Source organism: Acidobacteriota bacterium (genome assembly GCA_039683095.1).
Classification (GTDB): Bacteria; Acidobacteriota; Aminicenantia; order Aminicenantales; family Saccharicenantaceae; genus RBG-16-66-30.
Window position 1 is genome coordinate 16,198 of the sequence record JBDKSB010000004.1, and the last position, 18,364, is coordinate 34,561.

10 protein-coding genes are annotated in these 18,364 nt (G+C 65.3%); 9 read left to right on the plus strand and 1 reads right to left on the minus strand.

What is annotated here, in order from left to right; all coding sequences use genetic code 11:
- Positions 1-8: 8 nt before the first annotated feature.
- The 9 genes from ABFD52_04435 to ABFD52_04475 all read left to right on the plus strand — a co-directional run bounded on the left by ABFD52_04435 (position 9) and on the right by ABFD52_04475 (position 17,303).
- Entirely contained in the window at positions 9-1,358 is a 1,350-nt protein-coding gene (locus ABFD52_04435; GenBank protein MEN6560004.1) for a M24 family metallopeptidase, read from the plus strand.
- A gap of 41 nt (positions 1,359-1,399) precedes the next feature.
- The gene (locus tag ABFD52_04440; GenBank protein ID MEN6560005.1) at positions 1,400-3,772 is read left to right on the plus strand and encodes a transglutaminase family protein; all 2,373 of its coding nucleotides are present in this window, start codon (positions 1,400-1,402) and stop codon (positions 3,770-3,772) included.
- Between the two features lie 320 nt (positions 3,773-4,092).
- Positions 4,093-6,993, plus strand: coding sequence for a TonB-dependent receptor (locus ABFD52_04445; GenBank protein ID MEN6560006.1), 2,901 nt, complete (start codon positions 4,093-4,095; stop codon positions 6,991-6,993).
- Between the two features lie 157 nt (positions 6,994-7,150).
- On the plus strand, positions 7,151-8,938 hold the full coding sequence (locus tag ABFD52_04450) for a glycoside hydrolase family 3 N-terminal domain-containing protein (GenBank protein ID MEN6560007.1): 1,788 nt from the start codon (positions 7,151-7,153) through the stop codon (positions 8,936-8,938).
- Positions 8,939-8,990: 52 nt separating this feature from the next.
- On the plus strand, positions 8,991-10,688 hold the full coding sequence (locus tag ABFD52_04455; GenBank protein MEN6560008.1) for a DUF2961 domain-containing protein: 1,698 nt from the start codon (positions 8,991-8,993) through the stop codon (positions 10,686-10,688).
- Between the two features lie 16 nt (positions 10,689-10,704).
- Entirely contained in the window at positions 10,705-11,799 is a 1,095-nt protein-coding gene (locus ABFD52_04460) for a N(4)-(beta-N-acetylglucosaminyl)-L-asparaginase (protein ID MEN6560009.1), read from the plus strand.
- 46 nt (positions 11,800-11,845) lie between these two features.
- The gene (locus tag ABFD52_04465) at positions 11,846-13,498 is read left to right on the plus strand and encodes a glycoside hydrolase family 172 protein (GenBank protein MEN6560010.1); all 1,653 of its coding nucleotides are present in this window, start codon (positions 11,846-11,848) and stop codon (positions 13,496-13,498) included.
- Positions 13,499-13,523: 25 nt separating this feature from the next.
- A complete protein-coding gene (locus ABFD52_04470) occupies positions 13,524-15,176 on the plus strand; it encodes a glycoside hydrolase family 172 protein (protein ID MEN6560011.1) in 1,653 nt (550 codons plus the stop codon).
- A 42-nt stretch (positions 15,177-15,218) separates the two neighbouring features.
- Entirely contained in the window at positions 15,219-17,303 is a 2,085-nt protein-coding gene (locus tag ABFD52_04475) for a GWxTD domain-containing protein (protein ID MEN6560012.1), read from the plus strand.
- Between the two features lie 4 nt (positions 17,304-17,307).
- Here the strand turns inward: ABFD52_04475 and ABFD52_04480 are convergent, their stop codons facing one another.
- Positions 17,308-18,273 carry a M28 family peptidase gene (locus tag ABFD52_04480; GenBank protein ID MEN6560013.1) on the minus strand — a complete coding sequence of 322 codons (966 nt, stop codon included), beginning with the start codon at positions 18,271-18,273 and terminating at the stop codon, positions 17,308-17,310.
- Positions 18,274-18,364 lie beyond the last annotated feature (91 nt).

An 18,364-nucleotide genomic window follows, 5' to 3' on the forward strand; every position in this document is an offset into this window, starting at 1 on the left:
AACGATCCATGCGCTCGATCCTCCGTCGAATGCTCGTCCCGCTCCTGGCCGCCTTCCTGGCCGCGACGGCGGCGCGGGGCCAGACCAGGGACATGCCCGAGATCCTCAGCGTCCGGGCCCAGGCCGCGACCATCAATCAACTGACCGCGATGAGGCTCGAACGGCTCCTGCCCCGGATCATGGAAGAGACCGGGTTCGACATGTGGATCATCGTATCGAACGAGGACGCCCTCGACCCCGTCTTCAAGACGATGATCCCTTACAACCTCTGGTGCCCCATCACCCAGATCCTCGTCTTCTCCAAGAAGCCCGGCCGGCCGGTCGAGCGCTTCAACGTCTCGCGGACCGACATGCTCGGCATGCACGTGAACGCCTGGGATTGGCGGGCCTGGGACAACGCCAGGACAGAGAGCCAGTGGGATTGCCTGGCCCGCCTTGTCCGGGAGCGCGATCCCCGGACGATCGGCATCAACGAATCGGACGAGATCTGGGCCGCCGGCGGCCTGACCTCGTCCCTCAAGGCCCGGCTGGCCCGGGCCATCGGACCGGAGCTGGCCCGGCGCTTCCGGTCGGCCGAGCCTCTGACCGTTCTCTGGCTCGAAACCCTTCTGGATGAGGAACTGGCCGTCTATGAGCGGGTGATCGCCGTGGCCCATGCCCTGATCGCCGAAACCTTTTCCTCCAAGGCCATCACCCCGGGGGTGACGACCGTGGACGACCTCCTTTATCATTATTGCCAGCGGATCTCCGATCTCGGGCTCAAGGTCTGCGCCTGGCCGACGTTCCGCATCCGCAACCGCGATGCCGAGACGGTCAAGAAGTACGGGGCCGACGACAAGGTCATCCGGCGGGGCGATTACCTCCAGACCGACGCGGGCCTCGAGTACCTTCGTTTTGCGACCGATCACTGCGAGTGGGCCTACGTCCTCAAGCCCGGCGAGACGGACGTGCCGGCCGGCGTCCAGGCGGCCATGCTCCAGACGAACCGGCTTCAGGACGTCTTCCTCGCCGAGTTCAAGGCCGGGCGGACGGGCAACGAGATCCTGGCCAGCGCCCTGAAGGCCGCCGCGGCGGCCGGGATCCGGGGCGCCAGGATCTACTCCCATGGGATCGGCCCGTATCTGCATGAGCCGGGCCCGCTGCTCGGACTGCCTTGGGAGCAGGTCAACACGGGAGCCCGCGGCGACGTCCGCCTGGTCCCGGACAGCACGTTCACGGCCGAGCTGAGCACGGCCGCGCCCGTTCCGGAATGGGGCGGCCGGGAATTCCGCGTCGCCCTGGAGCAGGTCTTCGCCTTCACGGACAAGGGGACCTATTTCCTCGACGGACGCCAGACCCGCTTCCATCTCGTGAAATGAGAGCGGTCCCGGATACCATGATGACAAAGAAGGAGCACTCGATGAAAAAAGGAACTTGGATCGTCCTGACCGCATTGCTGTGCGTCACCGCGGCCGCTGCGGCGTCGAAACCTCCGATCGTAGGCGAGAGCGAGGCCTGCTACAGATTGGCCGCGGAAAACGGCGAGGTCCGGGGCCTCGCCTACGACGAGGTCTCGCCCAAGGCGCCGCGCCTCTTCGTGCTCGACGGCGCGGGCAAGATCTTCGTCTACAAGCCGTCCGACGGACCGAAGGCCGCGGCCGGCGAGCTGACGCTCCTCGATGTCCTGCCGCTGCCGGCCCGGGACGGGAAGCCGGAGATCGAGAGCCCCCGGGGCCTGGCCTTCACGCTGGACAACGGGAGCGAGGTCTTCTATGTCCTGAACTGGATCGGGACGGCCGGCGCCAAGAAGTCGCAGCTCTGGCGTTTCAGCCCGGGCGGGAAGCCGGTCTCCGCCGACCTGTCGCGCTATTCCTATAATATCGGCGAGCGGGAGCTCTTGTCCCTCGGATATGACAACGGGAAGATCCTGGTCGGCTTCGACGGCTCGTCGTTCAAGGACCGCAACCTGCGCGTCCAGAGAGGCGCGGTGCGCCTCTCCTGGCCCAGGGAAAGCGGCCAGCCCGTGTTCGTCAAGCATATGCCGGACGCCGGCACGGAACCGTCTTCAGGCTTCGCCTACATGGCCCTCGACGGCCTTCTGTACCTCTGGGGCACCGTCGGCAACGAGGCCATCTACTGCGCGGAGGCGGAGACCGGGCGAGGCCTCTTCCACTTCGGCCGCCCCCGCTCATCCGGGGCCGGTCTTCCGGCTTCGGGACTGGCCTTCGGAGGAGACTCGCTCTGGGTTCCCGAAGGGGCTCCGGGGCCCGACCGGGTCCACCGCGTCAACGTCACCAAGAACCTTGACGCCCCCTACGAGGGCCCCCATATCCTGCGGCATCTCATCATGTCCATCAGCACCGAGCCCGAAAAGGAGGGTGTGGCGGGCGGCAAAGTCATGCACAATTATTCCCGCCCCTACGGCTACCTTCAACTCGGTCGGCAGGACGTCGAGGCCGGCACGGAGACGTTTTCGGACACCTCGGGGGCGGCGAACGCCAAGGCCAGGATGCTGACCATGGACCCAGCCGGCGACACCTCGAGCCGGCAGTACATGGCCCAGATCGAGTATGCCGAAGCCCCGGCCCGGCGCTACACGTCCCGCTACGAAATCGACATCTGGATGGCCCCGGGCCGGAACTTCGTCTATCCTCACCGCGTCAACAAGGATGTCCGGGCTCTCAAAGGAACGGACTACCTGGCCGACGACCCCGACCTCTACGATCTCAGCGACCGGAAGACCTACGAAGAGTTCCTCGACCGGGTCCGGAAGCACATCCAGAGGAAGTACGGGGTCCCCGCCGACATGGACAACGCCTATTGGGCCGCACGCAATGTCGTCGAATACATCCAGGACACCTATTACTATCCCAGCCCGGCCAAGCGGATCTCTGCGGCGGTGGATTACGACCGGCATCATTACGACGCCAATCCCGGCAACCTCAAGATCGAGCTCTCCAACCGTCCCTACGACAAAACCCAGATCATCGCGTGTTCGGGAACGAGCGTGATGGTCGCCGGGGCCATGCGCTTCATTGGCATCCCGGCCCGCTGGCTCGGCACGGGCACGCCCCAGGGACCCGGGGCATGGGACGCGAACAGGAACGGACTCCTCGACGAAAACGAGACAGCCCCTTGCTCCAACGGCCATCGCTACGACCAGATCTGGCTCGGCAGCCACTACGGCTGGACCTGTTTCGACGCCACGCCGACCGTTCCCGACGATCTCGACTTCGATCCCGTTCCCCCGCTCCAGCCTCAGTGGCGCTACATGAACCGGGCCGCGGGCGGCCATCTCAAGGACGACCGCATCGTCTTCAACGTCGGTTCGACCCTCATCCGCGAGCTCTACCGGGACTTCGAATACGACGAGGAGCTGGCGGTGATCAACAACTGCGGCGGCGACCAGCGCTACAACCTGCAGGGACGGTTCGAGAAGCCCGAGCTTTGGAAGCTCGCCGAGCAAGATATCGAGGTGAAGAACGTCTGCTTCATCACGGACGTCTGCCTGACCGGCCCCAAGGACAATGCCGTCCTGACCTGGAAGCTCAAGGGCGCCTGGGAGAAGGACCCGGGGGCGACGGTATCGGTCTCGCTTCACGCCGTTGACGCGAAGACCGGCGCCCTCGAGCGTACGGCCCTCCTGGCCGAAAAGCTCATCCCCTCTTCCGGGAGAGCCGTCATCGACCTCTCGTCTTTCGGCGGCCGGGAGTACCGTCTCCTCGTCCGCAAGGACGGCGATCCGGCGACTGGGGGCGCCTCAGCGGCAATCAAGATCGAAGCCTTGCGCTGAAGGGCAGACGACCACCTTCAGAGGCAATCTGCGTCCTGAAAAAAAGCGCTTGACAAGGATTGAAGCCATTGCATAATATAAAACAAACGTTTGAGCTAAACGATTGAGTAGCTGAGAAGCTATATTGATTAAACCGGCCCGATCAGAACGTACCGGCACTCAAACCCTGCCCCGACTAGTATTTCATTTTCCGTCCTCCGGCTTTCTCGAAAGCGATTACGCTCCCTTCGTCGGTCTGGAAGGAGGTGCGATAACGATTACTCTCAAAATCCTGAATTCCCGTCCGCGTTCTGTCCAAAATCATTGAGAAAGGAGGCAACATGTTGCAGAGGTTCAAACGCTCTTTCCTCGTTCTTGGGCTCCTCTCCGCGGTCCTGACCGGCCTCATGCAGGCCCAGGTCACCACCGGCACCTTGCGCGGATTCGTCGCCGATGACTCGGGCCAGCCCCTGCCCGGCGTCACGATCGATATCACGAGCGACGCGCTCATGAAGTCCCGGTCGGACGTCACCGACGAAAGGGGTCAATTCCGGTTCCTTTACCTTCCTCCGGGCAAGTACGTCATCTGCGCCAAGCTCGACGGCTTCGAAACATGCTGGATCAAGGGCGTCACGGTCCAGGTCGGTCAGATCGACACGGCCAACGTCGTCCTGAAGGCCGGCGGGCTCGAGAGAACAATCGAGGTCACGGCCGAGCGGCCGAGCATCGATCTGGTGAGCAGCAGCAAGAGCTACGTCATCACGACCGATCTCCTGCAGACCGTTCCCCTGGCGGCGCGGGTGAACTACGTCGACGTCTTCAACACCCTGCCCGGCGTCGCCGGCGCATCCCTCGGCTCGCCCCTCGTCAACGCGGCCGGCGTCACCCATAACCTGGTCAATTCGACCTATTTCTGGGACCAGCACAACCAGGACGACGGCTATGAAAACAAGATCCTCGTCGACGGCATGGAGATCAACGACTCCATGAGCGGCACCTCATACGCCAATTTCAACTATGAGGCCATGGAGGAGATCGACGTCAAGACGGCCGGCGCCTCGGCCGAATACGGCAACGCCCGGTCCTCGTTCATGAACATCGTCACCAAGTCCGGCGGCAACACGCTGAAGGGATCGGTGTTCGTCCAGTTCCAGCCCCAGTCCTTCAACTGGACCAACGTCGAGGGAGGCTCCGCCAGCCAGACGAGCTATATCATCCCCAACGTCAGCCTGAGCGGCCCGATCCTGAAGGACAAGCTCTGGTTCCTGGCCACCTACAAGTACGACAATCAGGATTACGTCATCCCCAACACGATCGTCGTCTCCAAGATCGTCCAGAAGACCCGGGGCCACATGCCCTACTTCAAGCTCACGTTCCAGCCCACCACGAAGCACACGATCAGCGTGGTCTACCAGAACGACTACAAGGAGATCGAGCCCAACGGCTTCCCGAGCAGCGCCTACTCCCAGCTCGAGACCGCGAACCGGGCCCAGCAGGGCGGCCCCATGGCGTCCCTGACGTGGCGCTGGCTCCTGTCGGATTCGGCCATCCTCAATTTCGTCGCCGGCTACAATCACAAGCCTCGCGACACCTACGCGATCAACGACAACCCCCAGAACCGCTATACGGAGCGGTTCAACGGCGGATCGACCCTTCTCTACGACGGCGGCTACGGCGAGGACTATGTCTCCGTGCGCGAGAACGTCATGCTCTCGAGCAACCTGACCTACGTCGCCTCGGACCTGCTCAGAACCGGGTCCCACGAGTTCAAACTCGGCGTCGACATCCGGCCCTGGCAGCACGTCACGCGGAGCCGGATCTACAAGGTCGACGAGCTCGGCTTCTACCAGTACCGCTACGGGCTGAATTACGCCGATTACGGCCTGACCGAGCCCTATGTCTACCGCGGCTACAAGACCAAGGGAGCGCCGGGGCTGCCCCAGGACCGCTATGACAACGAGGTCGTCGTCACGAGCGAGAACGCGTTCATTCAGGACAACTGGTCGCTGACCCGGAACCTGAACTTCTCGCTCGGCCTCCGCTGGGAGCACCAGCGCGAGAACATGTATCACCGCGACGAGCTGCCGGCCTCCATGGACGCCATCTACGCGGGCATGCGGAACAACATCGAGTTCGACGACAGCGGCCTGGCCCCCCGGCTCGGCGTCACCTACAACCTGCCCAAGGTCGGCGTCTTCAAGTTCCACTACGGGCGCTACTTCGAGTACGTCGGCACCGGCGACTACAACAATTACGCCCGGACCATGGTCTTCCCCGAATACCGGATGTCCTCGGCCAATATCGGCCTGGGCGCCGAGGCCATGACCCTCTACACGGATCCCGAGCTCTCTTACCCCGCGGACTATAACAAGGACATGCAGATGGAGTTCAACGACGAATACGTCGTTTCGTTCGAGCGGGAGCTCATCTGGGATCTCGTCTTCGAGACCTCCTTCGTCTACCGGGAGACCTACACGTCCTATATGGAGGACATCAACGCCGTCTTCGAGGACGGGGCCTTCGTCGACTACCGGTTCCCCGACTGGAACACGATCTGGCAGCGGACCTGGTACGGCGGCGACGCCAGGCGCTGGAAGTTCGACTACAAGGGCCTCCAGTTCAACATCAAGCGCAACTTCAGCGGCAAGTGGGGCTTCATGGCCAACTACTCGCGGATGTGGCGCAATTACGACAAGCTGGCCTTCGATCCGACCGATCCGGATCAGTTCGCCTATGACGATCCGAGCAACCTGAACATGAAGAACTACGGCATCCGCTGGTCCTTCCACGCCTCGGCGTTCTGCCGTATGCCCTGGGATATCCTGTTCTCGACCTTCATCAACGGCTGTTCCGGGATCTTCGTGCAGGATACGACCGGCGACTATGCCTGGGACGCGACCGCCCCGAACGTTACGATCTCGAACGGCCGCCGGGTCAGCGACATCGTCTGGCAGGCGAAGAACTCCTATTACCTGGGCGGCTATTGGGGCGCCAGCGGACGCTACACGGACGACACCTGGAGCGTCAATTTCCGCCTGGCCAAGATCGTGCCCGTCGGCAAGTTCCGCCTGGAGGTCGCCTTTGACCTCTATAACGCGTTCAACTGGTGCGCCTACAGCATGTTCTATACTACGGACGTCCGCCGCGACTACACGGACACGAGCGGGGTCAACCAGTATCAAAGGATGATCACGCCGCAATCGCCGCGCGCCGCGCAGCTGACGTTCAAGGTGGGATTCTAGGACCCTCAGCCTTTTTGTTCCCGGTCTCAGCGGGCCGTCCCCCCGGCGAAAGCCGGGGGGACGGCCCGCCCCCTTAACGCGAGGGCCGGTTCGGCCCCCACGGCCCGGTTCGTGAGGCTCACGGACGACGGGCCCATTCCCCGGAAGGGAGGCATCGTTGCCGCTGAAAGCCATTTTTCGCCTGATCGCCGTCGGAGGAACGGTCGCCGGCCTGCTCGGCGCCTGCAACCGTCCCGCGCCGAGTCCCGGAACCGCCCCGAAGCCCGTCCTCGCCGCCCCGCATGACGAGGCCGCGGCCTGGGCCGAAACGACGCTGAGAACCCTGAGCCTCGAGCGCAAGGCCGGCCAGATGATCAGCGTCGAAACGCGCGGCGAGTTCGCCGCGCTCGACAGCCCGTCCTGCGGAAGGCTTGTCGGGCTCATCCGGGACCACGGCATCGGCTCTCTCGTGGTGTACGGGGGAACCCCCCAGGACACGGCGTCTCTCCTCAACCGCCTGCAGCGGGAATCCTCCCTGCCGCTCTTTGTCGCCTCGGATTTCGAAGGCGGGCCCGGTCAGCAGATCGCGGGGGCGTCCGAATTCCCGGCCAACATGGCCCTTTCGGCCGCGGGTTCAGAGGAACTGGCCTACGCGGTCGGCCGGGCGGGTGCCGCCGAAGGCCGGGCCATCGGCATCCACATCACCTTTTCGCCGGTGGTGGACATCCAAACGCGGCCGGATAATCCCGTGCTCGGCGTCCGGTCCTTCGGCGCCGACATCGACGTCCTCGGCCGCCTGGCCGGCGCCTATATCCGGGGCTACCAGGAGAACGGCATGCTGGCGACGGCCAAGCATTTCCCCGGCCGCGGCGACGTCCGGCTAATACCCGGGACCGAGTTCACGGTGAACGACAAGCCGGCGGAGGCCGTCGAGGCAGGCGATCTCGCCGCCTTCAAGAAGGCCATCGGGGCCGGGGTCACCCTGGTCATGTCCGAGCACATCGCCGTTCCCTCGGTGACCGGCGGGTCCGATCTCCCGGCCAGCGTCGAGAAGAAGCTGGCGACAGGCTGGTTGAAGGACCGACTCGGCTTCACCGGCATCCTGACGACGGACGACATGTGGTACGAGAAGGTCGTCCGGCGCTTCGGCGCGGTCGAGGCCTGCGTCCGGGCCGTCGAAGCCGGCCACGACATGATCCTCAAGCCGGCCGATCCGGTCGCGACCATCGCCGGCCTCGTCGAGGCCGTGAAGTCCGGGCGGCTCAGCGAGGCACGCCTCGACGCTTCGGTCCGGAAGATACTCTACTGGAAAGCCCGGCTGAACTTACACCGGGAACGGCTCGTCGACGAGGGCCGTGTCGCCGCGATCGTCGGCTGCCAGGCCCACCAGGCGCTCGTCGCCAAGGTCGCCGACGAGTCCCTGACCCTGGTCAGGAACAACGGCTTCTTCCCGCGGGCGGCTTCCGATCCGGGCAAGATCGTCCACGTTTCGATACAGAGGAAAGAGCTCGACCCGGCCCCGGCCGTCGTCGAGGCCAAGCTCAAGGCCGCGTTCCCCAGCCTCAAGAGCTTCGCTGTCGGTCCATTCACGTCGGACGAGCGCCGGGCCGCGGCCGTCGAGGCCGCGGGACGCGCCGATATGGTCGTCATCTCGCTCTTCAACGCCCGCACGGCCTACAAGGACAACGGCCCGCTGTCCGACAAGGACCGCGCCCTTGTCGACCGCCTCGTCCGGGCCAAGCCGAAGGCCGTGGCGGCCGTATCGTACGGGAATCCTTATCTCGCGGGCGAGCTCGCCGGCGTTGCGGCGTTCGTCGTCGGCTACGGCGAAGGCGGCTTCTACGGCAACCAGACGGTCTTCGCCGATTCGTTCATCCGGCTGCTCAAGGGTGAGCTCCGTCCCAAGGGCAAGCTGCCGGTCGCCGTCTCGGCCGATTGCCCCGCCGGAACGGGCATCGCATACTGAATCACACCCGCGGGCGGCCGCGAGGCCGCCCGCGTCATGCTCCGGAGGCATCATGGACAAGTTGAAGAAACAGGCCGAACGGAAGATCGCGGTCTGGCCGGCGGCGGCCGTCACCCTGGGGGCCGTTCTGCTGGTTTTCGCGGCGGGCCGCGCTTCCGCCCCCCGGACTCAGGCGCCGCCCTTCCACACGGGCGGAGCCCTGTTCCCCGAGCCCGGACCCGCGCCGGCTCCGCCGGACCCGGTGACGGCCGACAATCCGATGATGCTCCTTTCCCGGCCGAAGAACTTCTCCGCGGCCAGGGTGAGCTCGTTCGCCAGGAACGGCCTCAACCTGGACACCATCCCCGTTCCGCCCGACGGCCGGGAGGTGACCCTGGCGGAACTCAAGGGGCCCGGAGCCATCACCCATATCTGGATGACGTATCGCGGAGGCAGCGAGAACCTCATTATCCGGATCTATTGGGACGGCCATCCCGATCCGAGCGTTGAGGCGCCCCTCGGGGATTTCTTCGGCGTGGCCATGGGGCTGACCGCCCCCCTTTCGAGCCAGCCGATCCAATGCACATCGGACGGCCAGTCGAAGAACGCCTGGTGGTACATGCCCTTCAATTCCTCGGCCCGGGTCACCTTGACGAACCTGCGCTCGCCGGACCATTTCAAGGGCACGAGCGTTCCCCTCCGCCACCAGAACCGCTTCTATTACCATGTGGATTACCAGTCCTACGGCCGCCCGTTGAAGGACCTGCGCTATTTCCACGCCCGGTTCCTGGAGACCGACCCGGCCGAGCGGGGCAAGCCGGTGACGCTCCTCGACGTCGAGGGCGAGGGGCACTTCGTCGGCATCGTCCTGGGCAACCGGTCGCGGACCCCCGGCTGGTTCGGCGAGGGCGACGATATCTTTACCGTGGACGGCCGCCTGGCCATGGTCGGGACCGGTACCGAGGACTATTTCTGCGACGCCTGGGGCCTGCGCGTCTTCAGCGAGCCCTTTTTCGGCTGCCCCGTTTTCGAGGGCCGCGAGATCGGCGACCGGACCAGCCTGTACCGCTTCCATATCAACGACCCTATCCCCTTCCGCCGGTCGTTCAAGTTCGAGATCGAGCATTGGCCCTGGATCAGCGAATTCCCGAACACGGGCCGCGATTACTTCTCGAGCCTCGGCTTCTGGTACCAGAAGGGCTTTCACCGGCCTTGGCCGCGCCTGGGCCGCCTAATCCAGGCCGGCCCCTGGGACCCGGCCAAGGGCCGCTGGCACGTCGCCGGCGCGCTCGAAGCCGAGGATCTCGGTCTCGTCGGCTTCAATAGTGCCAAAGGGGAATCCGGCCGCCCGGAACGGCTGACCCTGATGCCCAACCAGAGCGGGGACGCCATGCTCCAGTTCGATCCCGGCGACTCCGGTGCGGTCTCGCTGGCCGTCCCGGCGGAGCGGGCCGGGACGTATGACCTCAAGGTCCATTACCTGAGGGCCCCTGACTACGGCATCGTCCGCCTGGCGGTCAACGGCCGGCCCGTCGGCGAAGCCATAGACCTCTACAGGGCCTTCGTCGAGATGTTCCCGCGGCCGGTCTGGCCGCCGCGGGAATACGTCTATGCGGGGGTGCCGCTTCGCGCCGGCACGAACATCCTGACCTTCTCGGTGGACGGGAAGAACCCTGAATCCGAAGGCCGCAAGATCGGCATCGATTGCCTGGTCCTGAAGGCAACGGACGCTCCGGCCGGCGGCCTTGATCGGCCGGAGCAGTCGAGATAAAAATGGAGGCAAAGCCGTGACCGTCAAGATGCCGCGCAGGAAGTTCTTTACGGGGCTGGCCGGATTGGGCCTCGCCCTCCCCTGGCTTCACCGCCCGGCCCGGGCCGCCGAGTTCCCGGCGGCCGCCTCCGGACCGGTCAACCGCCCGCTCATCGTCACCAGCAAGACCAACGCCTTCGTCCGGGAAGCCGTCACGACGGCCGCCTGGGAGGAGCTGACGCGCGGCGGCAGCCCGCTCGACGCCGCCATCAAGGGAACGAACGTCTCGGAGCTCGACCCCAGGGACGCCTCGGTCGGCTACGGCGGAGATCCCAACGAGGAAGGGTTCCTCCAGCTCGATGCCTCGGTCATGAACGGCCCCGACGGCAAGGCCGGGGCCGTGGCCGCCCTCGAGAACATCAAGACTCCCTCCGTGGTGGCCCGGCTGGTCATGGAACGGACGGACCACCTCATGCTCGTGGGCAAGGGCGCCCTGAAGTTCGCCAAGATGCACGGCCTCAAGGAGGAGGACCTCCTGACCGACACGGCCCGGGAGCATTGGCGGGACTGGAAAGAGAACCTCAGCGACAGGGACTATTACATGCCGCCCATGGACAAAGACAAGCCCGAGGGCGGCGGGACGATCAACGTTCTCGTCCTCGACGCCAAGGGCGACATCGCCGGCTGCACGAGCACCGTCGGCCATCGCTTCAAGATCGTCGGCCGGGTCGGCGATTCCCCCATCATCGGCGCCGGGCTCTACGTCGACAACGCCGTCGGGGCGGCCGGGGCCACGGGCCAGGGCGAGGAATCGATCAAGACCTGCGCCAGCTTCCTCGTCGTCGAGAAGATGCGGGAGGGCATGTCGCCTCAGGACGCCTGCCGCTACGTCTGCCGCCGCGTCATCGGCCGCCACAACGGCCGGCCGATGTTCAGCCTCAAGCTCGTCGCCCTCAGCAAGCGAGGCGAGTACGGCTGCTGCGCCGTCCGGGGCAAGACGGACAAGGCCACCGGGAAGACCGTGGGCTTGGGCTTCGCCGTCCACGATTCCAGGGGCCACCGCATGGAGCCCGGGGATGCGCTCCTGCCGCCTATGACGGAAGCCGAGCGCAAGACCGTTCCCTGGAGATAGGACACGGGGCCGTCCAGAAAATAGGAATGCCACAAAGGAGCCTGACATGAAAAACATCGGAACATCGATCCTCATCCTGCTCGTCATCGCCTTCGCGGCCGCCGCGCCGGCCGAGGCCCAATCCCTCAGCGCCCTGACGGCGCCGCAGGAGGGGCGGACCATGAGGGCGACGAGCGGCAACCCCGATAACAACGACGACTACCTCGTGTTCGCCCGGGGCGAGACAAAGACCCTGGCCGTCCTCGAGGGTCCCGGCAAGATCACTCACTTCTGGTTCGCTCCCCTGTCCGCGGACATCCGCTATCCCCGGGCCCTGGTCCTGCGCATCTATTGGGACGGCGCGACCGAGCCCTCGGTCGAGGTGCCGTTCGGCGACTTCTTCGGCGCCGGCAACGGCATGCGGGCCGAGGTCAATTCGCTGCCCGTCAAGGTCAGCTCCTTCGGGCGCGGCTACAACTGCTACTGGGAAATGCCGTTCAAGAAGCAGGCCCGGATCACTGTGGCCAACGAGTCCGACCGGGCCGGGGCCGAGCTCTACTTCCAGGTCGATTGGACGCAGTATGAGCAGGCCCCCCCCGTCACCATGTACTTCCACGCCCGCTACCACCAGGAATATCCCCCCGAGATGGAGAAACCCTACACGGTCTTCGCCGGCCAGGGGCGCGGCCACTACGTCGGCACGGTCCTCTCCTCCCAGAACGGCATCGGCCACTGGTTCGGCGAGGGCGACGATTATTTCTACATCGACGGCGAAAAAACCCCCTCCGTCCTGGGCACGGGCACCGAGGACTACATCAACGAGGCCTGGAACATGCGCGTCCACAGCGGCCTCTACACGGGCTGCACGATCTTCGAGCCGCGGTCTCCCGACGCCCGGGTGACGGCTTACCGCTGGCACATCCAGGATCCCATCATCTTCCGCAAGTCCCTGACGTTCACCATCGAGCGGCGCGGCTTCATCATGAACGCCAAAGGCGAGGTCGTCGCCGAATCCGGGTCGCGGCCCGACAACTGGTCGTCGGTCGCCTTCTGGTATCAGGACAGCATCGCCAGGCCCTGGTGCCCCTTCCCGCCCTACCGGGACAGGGTCAATCCCGAGATCGTGCTTCATTTGCCCGAGGTCATGGCCGCGATGAAGCATTCCGACGGGGTGGAGCTCCAGCTCCTGCCCTACAACCGCGCGACCTGGACCAAGCCCTGGTTCCGGGCCAAAAATGCGACCGTCGGCTCCTGGATCGAGATACCCTTCGAGATCAAGGACCCGGGGCGTTATTCGATGTCGCTCTTCCAGACCCTGCGCACGGACGAGGGCCTCTGGAAGGTCCTCATCGACGGACAGGAGATCCCGGCCGTCGGCGAGTCCCATATCCCCGGCGGCTATGACGTCGACCTCGTCCGCCAGCTCGCCCCGGAGGCCGTCAACACGGTCCTCGATTTCTACAATGTTTTCCGCAGGGACGAGCATGAGGACATCATCTACGGGCAGCGCCGCGAGGCGAAGATCGGCCTGTTCGAGTTCAAGCCCGGCGTCCATGCCCTGAAGCTCGTCTGCATCGGGGCCAATCCCCTGGCGGTCGACCCGCTCACGGGCAAGCCCGGCTACAACCTGGCCGCCGACGTCCTGTCGCTGCGCCAGATCCCGTTCGAGAACATGGACGCCTGGGTCGAGAAGATGCTCCGGATGGAGAAACGGAAATAGCCCGCCGAAAGATGGAGGCCGCGCCATGAGAGCGACACCGTTCCGCCTGATCGCGACGGCGGCCCTGGCCGCCGTTCTCGCCGCCGCCCTGGCCGCCCAGGACCTCAACGACCTGATGAAGCCTCAGCCGGGGCGGAGCATGCGGGCTTCGACCGGCGACCTGACCGAGAACGAGGACGCCATCCACCTCGACAAGGGCGAAAGCCGGACCATCATACTCCAGGGGCCGGGGAAGATCGAGCACATCTGGTTCATCGCCAGCTCGATGGACATCCGCTACCCGCGGGCCGTTGTTCTGCGGGTCTATTGGGACGGCTCGCCCGTCCCCTCGGTCGAGACGCCGGTCGGCGACTTCTTCGGCGTCGGCAACGGCATGCGGGCCGACATCGACTCCCTGCCGGTCAAGGCCAGCTCGTTCGGCCGCGGCTACAACTGCTACTGGCCGATGCCGTTCCGCCGGGAGGCCCGCATCGTCGTGACGAACGAGTCCGACAGGGAACCGGCCGGGATCTTCTACCAGGTCGACTGGGTCAAGTGGGACCAGGCGCCGGAGGACCTGCTGTACTTCCACGCCCGTTACCATCAGGAATACCCGCCGCAGATGGGCCAGCCCTACACGGTCTTCGTCGGCGAGGGGCGCGGCCACTACGTCGGCACCGTCCTGTCCTCCCAGAACGCCATCGGGCACTGGTACGGCGAAGGCGACGATTTCTTCTACATCGACGGCGAGAAGCAGCCGTCCATCCTGGGCACGGGGACGGAGGACTATTTCAACGACGCCTGGAACATGCGCGTCCACTCGACCCTGTTCACGGGCTGCACCGTGTTCGAGCCCCGGGGCATCGACGCCCGGATCACCGCCTATCGCTGGCACGTCGCCGACCCCATCCTCTTCAGCAAGTCCCTGCGGTTCGAGATCGAACGAAAAAGCATCATCATGAACGCCGCGGGCCAGGTCGTCGACGATTTCAAGCCGCGCCCCGACCACTGGTCTTCCGTGGCCTACTGGTACCAGGACGGGATCGCCAGGCCGTGGTGTCCCTTCCCGCCCTACCGGGAGCGGGTCAACCCCGAGATCGTCCTCCACCTGCCCAAGGTCGCGGCCACGATGACGCATTCCCCTGGCGTCGAGCTTCAGGTCCTGCCCTACAACCGGGCCACCTGGACCAAGCCCTGGTTCCGGGTCCGGAACGACGCCGTCGGGTCGTGGGTCGAGATCCCCTTCGATATCAAGGAGAAGGGGCGTTATTCGATGTCCCTGTTCCAGACCCTGCGCGAGGACCAGGGGATCTGGAAGGTCCTCGTCGACGGCCGCGAGATCTACGACGCCGGCGAGTCCCAGATCTCCGGCAACTACAGCATCGACGAGGTCGCGCTGATCCCGAAGTCGAAGATCAACAAGGTCCTCGACTTTTACAATATCTATAAGAAGAACGAGCACGAGGACTACACCTGGGGCCAGGGGCGCGAACGCAAGATCGGCCTGTTCGAGTTTGCGCCGGGCAGGCACACGCTCCGGCTCGTCTGCATCGGCGCCAACCCCTCGGCCGTCGACGCGGAGACCGGCAAGCCCGGGTACAATATGGCCGCCGACATCCTGTCCCTGCGGAAGCTCCCCTTTGAGCACACGGACGAGTGGATCGACCAGGTGCTCAAGCTGGAAAAGGGCCGTATATAGCCCTATACTCCAAGGTCGGCCTCGCAAGAAAGGACCCGATCTATGCGACGTTCAGTCCCCTTCGGCCAGGTTGCCGTCCGTCTCGCGGCCGCCGGCCTGGCCGCGACCGCCCTGCTGAGCCTGGCTCCCCTCTTCCCGCAGACGAAGCCCTCGGCCCTGCCCGAGCGCTACCGGGCCTGGCTCGATGAGGACGTCGTCTACATCGTCACGCCCAACGAGCGCAGCGTTTTCCTCGATCTTTCGACCGACCGCCAGAGAGACCTCTTCATCGAGGCTTTCTGGAAGCACCGCGATCCGTCCCCGGGCACGGACGCGAACGAGGCCCGCGACGAGCACCAAAGGCGACTGGCCTACGTCAATCGCATGTACCGGGGCGCCGGCAAGCCGGGCTGGCAGACTGACCGGGGAAAGGTCTATCTCATCCTCGGTCCGCCGCGGACCGCGCGATCGTTCCCCGGCATCTCGACCGTCTATGAATCAGAGGTCTGGTCCTACGAGGGCCTCGAGACCCCCGGCATCCCGACGGACATCAATCTGCTTTTTTTCAAGAAGAACGGCATGGGCGACCTGGTCCTCTACGACCCGGCCGGGGACGGCCCCTGGAGCCTGATGTCCAATTACGAGGGCGACACCGGACAATACCTAGATTCCTACGAAGCATTGAGCCTGATCGAGCCCGAGCTGGCCAAGGCCTCGATCTCCTTCGTCCCGGGCGAGACGGTCGTGCACATGCCATCCCTCATGTCGATGACCATCCTGCAGAACCTCGACTCCGCCGCCTACCGGGCGGTCGAGGATACGTACGCCCGGAAATTCCGCGAATACAAGGACGTCGTCGAGGTCGAATACACGGCCAACTACATCGACAGCGGCTCGATGCTCCAGGTCCTTCAGGATGCGTCCGGGACGTCCTTTGTCCACTACCTGATCGAGCCGGCGGGCGTCTCCGTGGGCAGCGCCCAGAGCCGGGTCACGACGGACCTGGTCTTCAACGGCATCCTGACTGACCGCCTGGGCCGGACCGTCTTCCAGTTCGAGAAGAAGGTCCCGCTCAGCTTCACCGCCGAGCAGTTCGAGAAACTGCGGCAGCGGCCGCTCAGTTTCTCGGGCATCTTCCCCGTCTTGCCCGGCGAATACCGGCTGGCAGTCCTGATGAAGAACGCCGTCTCCAAGGAGTTCACCTCCCTCGAGCGGACGATCAAGGTCGAGGCCGCCGGGGCGGCGCCGCGGCTCTCGCCGCTCATCCTCGCGTTCAACGCCGCCCGCCTGTCGCCGGCACCGGCCGGTCCCAAGCCCTATGTGGTGCGGGACCTTCAGCTCTATTGCCAGCCGGGCGACACGTTCCTGACAAGGGAGCGTCTTTATGCCCATACGCAGGCCCTCGGCCTGTCCCCGCAGATGCGTTCGAGCGGAAGCCTCAGGTTCACGCTGGAATCGGACGAGGGAATCGTCGCGGCCAAGGTCCAGCCGCTGGCCCGTCCGGGCGACATCGACTTCGTCGAGGTCTTCCCGCTGGAGACGGTCAAGCCGGGATACTACCGGATCGTCGCCGCGCTCCTCGACGGGAACGGGCAGGAGATCGGCCGGCAAATCAAGGACTTCCAAGTTTCGGGGGTGGGCTATCTCCCGAGGCCCTGGGTGATCAGCCAATCCGTAATGGACGGCGCGCCGGCGTCGCTCACCGACAACATCCTGGGACGTCAATGGGCCGCCGCCGGCGATCAAGCCAGGGCCGCCGTTCTTCTTGAGCGCGCCTGCAGGGCCAGCCCGGGTATCCGCTCGTTCGCTCTCGACCTGGCCCGGACGTACCTCGTCCAGAAGCGGATGAGCGACGTCCTGGCCGTCCTCGAGCCCTACGTGCCGGAGGCGGAGAAGGATTTCGATCTCGGCTGCCTCCTGGCGGACGCGCGCCGGATCCTGGGACGGCACGCCGAGGCCCTCGAACTCTATCAGGCGCTTCTTTCGTCCTTCGGCCTGAACGCCCGGGTGCTCAACGGCATTGCCGAGAGCCGGCTCAGCCTCGGCGACCGGGCCGCGGCGATCGCCGCGTGGAAGAAGTCGCTGGAGATCGATCCCTCACAGGCGACCCTCAAGGACCGCATTGCCGAGGCCGAGAAACGCCGCTAGACCGCTATTTCTCTTGATATACGACGGCCAGGACGGTCCGTCCGACCGCCGCCAGGGTGTTCTTGTCGATCTTGTCCAGGGTATCGCCGGCGGTGTGCCAGCTCTTGGGGAAGCCGCCGCGCCCGGCGTCATAATCGATGATGTCGATGGTCGGGATGCGGGCAAAGCGGTTGATGTAGACGTGGTCGTCGACGAGCGGGTCGGATTCGCTCTCGATGAAGTATTTCCCCAAGCCGAGGCCGCGGGCCGTCTCCCAGACCATCTTGACGACGGCCGGGGCGAAAGACAGCGACTCCCCTTCCATCGGGAAGACCGCCCCGCGGTCACCGACCATGTCGAGCAGGATGCCGAAGCGGGCCCGGTAGCCGTCCCGGTGCGGGTTCCTGGCCCAGTACTGCGAGCCGAGGCCCCAGCTGTCCTCGGAGGAGCGGCCGCGCCAGTTGGCGTGCTCGCCGAAGTCCTCCAGGTCGAGGAGCACGATATCGACCCCGACGGCGGGCTTCCTCAGCGCGAGACACCGGGCGACCTCGAGCAGGACCCCGGCGCCGCTGGCGCCGTCGTTGGCGCCCATGACCGGCCGGAAATGGTTGGCCGGATCGGGGTCGTGGTCCGCGAACGGCCGGGAGTCCCAGTGGGCGCAGAGCAGGACCCGGTCCCCGGCCCCCGCGTTGAACGAGGCGACGATGTTCTTCCCCTCGAGGGGCCGCCCGTCGAAGGCCCGGGCCTTGAACTCCTGGACGACGACGTCGGGCGTCCACTGCCGCAGCGTCTTGACGAACCATTCGGCGCAGGCGGCGTGCGCCGGCGTGCCGGGCACGCGCGGCCCGAGATCGACCTGGGCTTTCACGAAGCCGTAAGCCGAGGCCGCGTCGAACTCCGCTTTGGCCGCTTTGATCCCCGGCTGGCTGCCGCAGGAAAGAGCGGCGGCCACGAGACAGACGATGGTGACAGGAAATGCTCTGCTGATCATCGTGAGGACATTATACCTTTTTGCCGGGCAAGAGGGACAGCCCCCTGCCGGCCCGAAGGGGTCGAAGAGGTTTGACCCCATCTTGGTTTGA

What these genes read in the sequence shown, in the direction of transcription:
- ABFD52_04435 (MEN6560004.1), top strand. Translation starts at nt 9, where the DNA reads ATGCGCTCGATCCTCCGTCGAATGCTCGTCCCGCTCCTGGCCGCCTTC.
- ABFD52_04440 (MEN6560005.1), top strand. Translation starts at nt 1,400, where the DNA reads ATGAAAAAAGGAACTTGGATCGTCCTGACCGCATTGCTGTGCGTCACC.
- ABFD52_04445 (MEN6560006.1), top strand. Translation starts at nt 4,093, where the DNA reads ATGTTGCAGAGGTTCAAACGCTCTTTCCTCGTTCTTGGGCTCCTCTCC.
- ABFD52_04455 (MEN6560008.1), top strand. Translation starts at nt 8,991, where the DNA reads ATGGACAAGTTGAAGAAACAGGCCGAACGGAAGATCGCGGTCTGGCCG.
- ABFD52_04465 (MEN6560010.1), top strand. Translation starts at nt 11,846, where the DNA reads ATGAAAAACATCGGAACATCGATCCTCATCCTGCTCGTCATCGCCTTC.
- ABFD52_04470 (MEN6560011.1), top strand. Translation starts at nt 13,524, where the DNA reads ATGAGAGCGACACCGTTCCGCCTGATCGCGACGGCGGCCCTGGCCGCC.
- ABFD52_04475 (MEN6560012.1), top strand. Translation starts at nt 15,219, where the DNA reads ATGCGACGTTCAGTCCCCTTCGGCCAGGTTGCCGTCCGTCTCGCGGCC.
- ABFD52_04480 (MEN6560013.1), bottom strand. Translation starts at nt 18,273, where the DNA reads ATGATCAGCAGAGCATTTCCTGTCACCATCGTCTGTCTCGTGGCCGCC.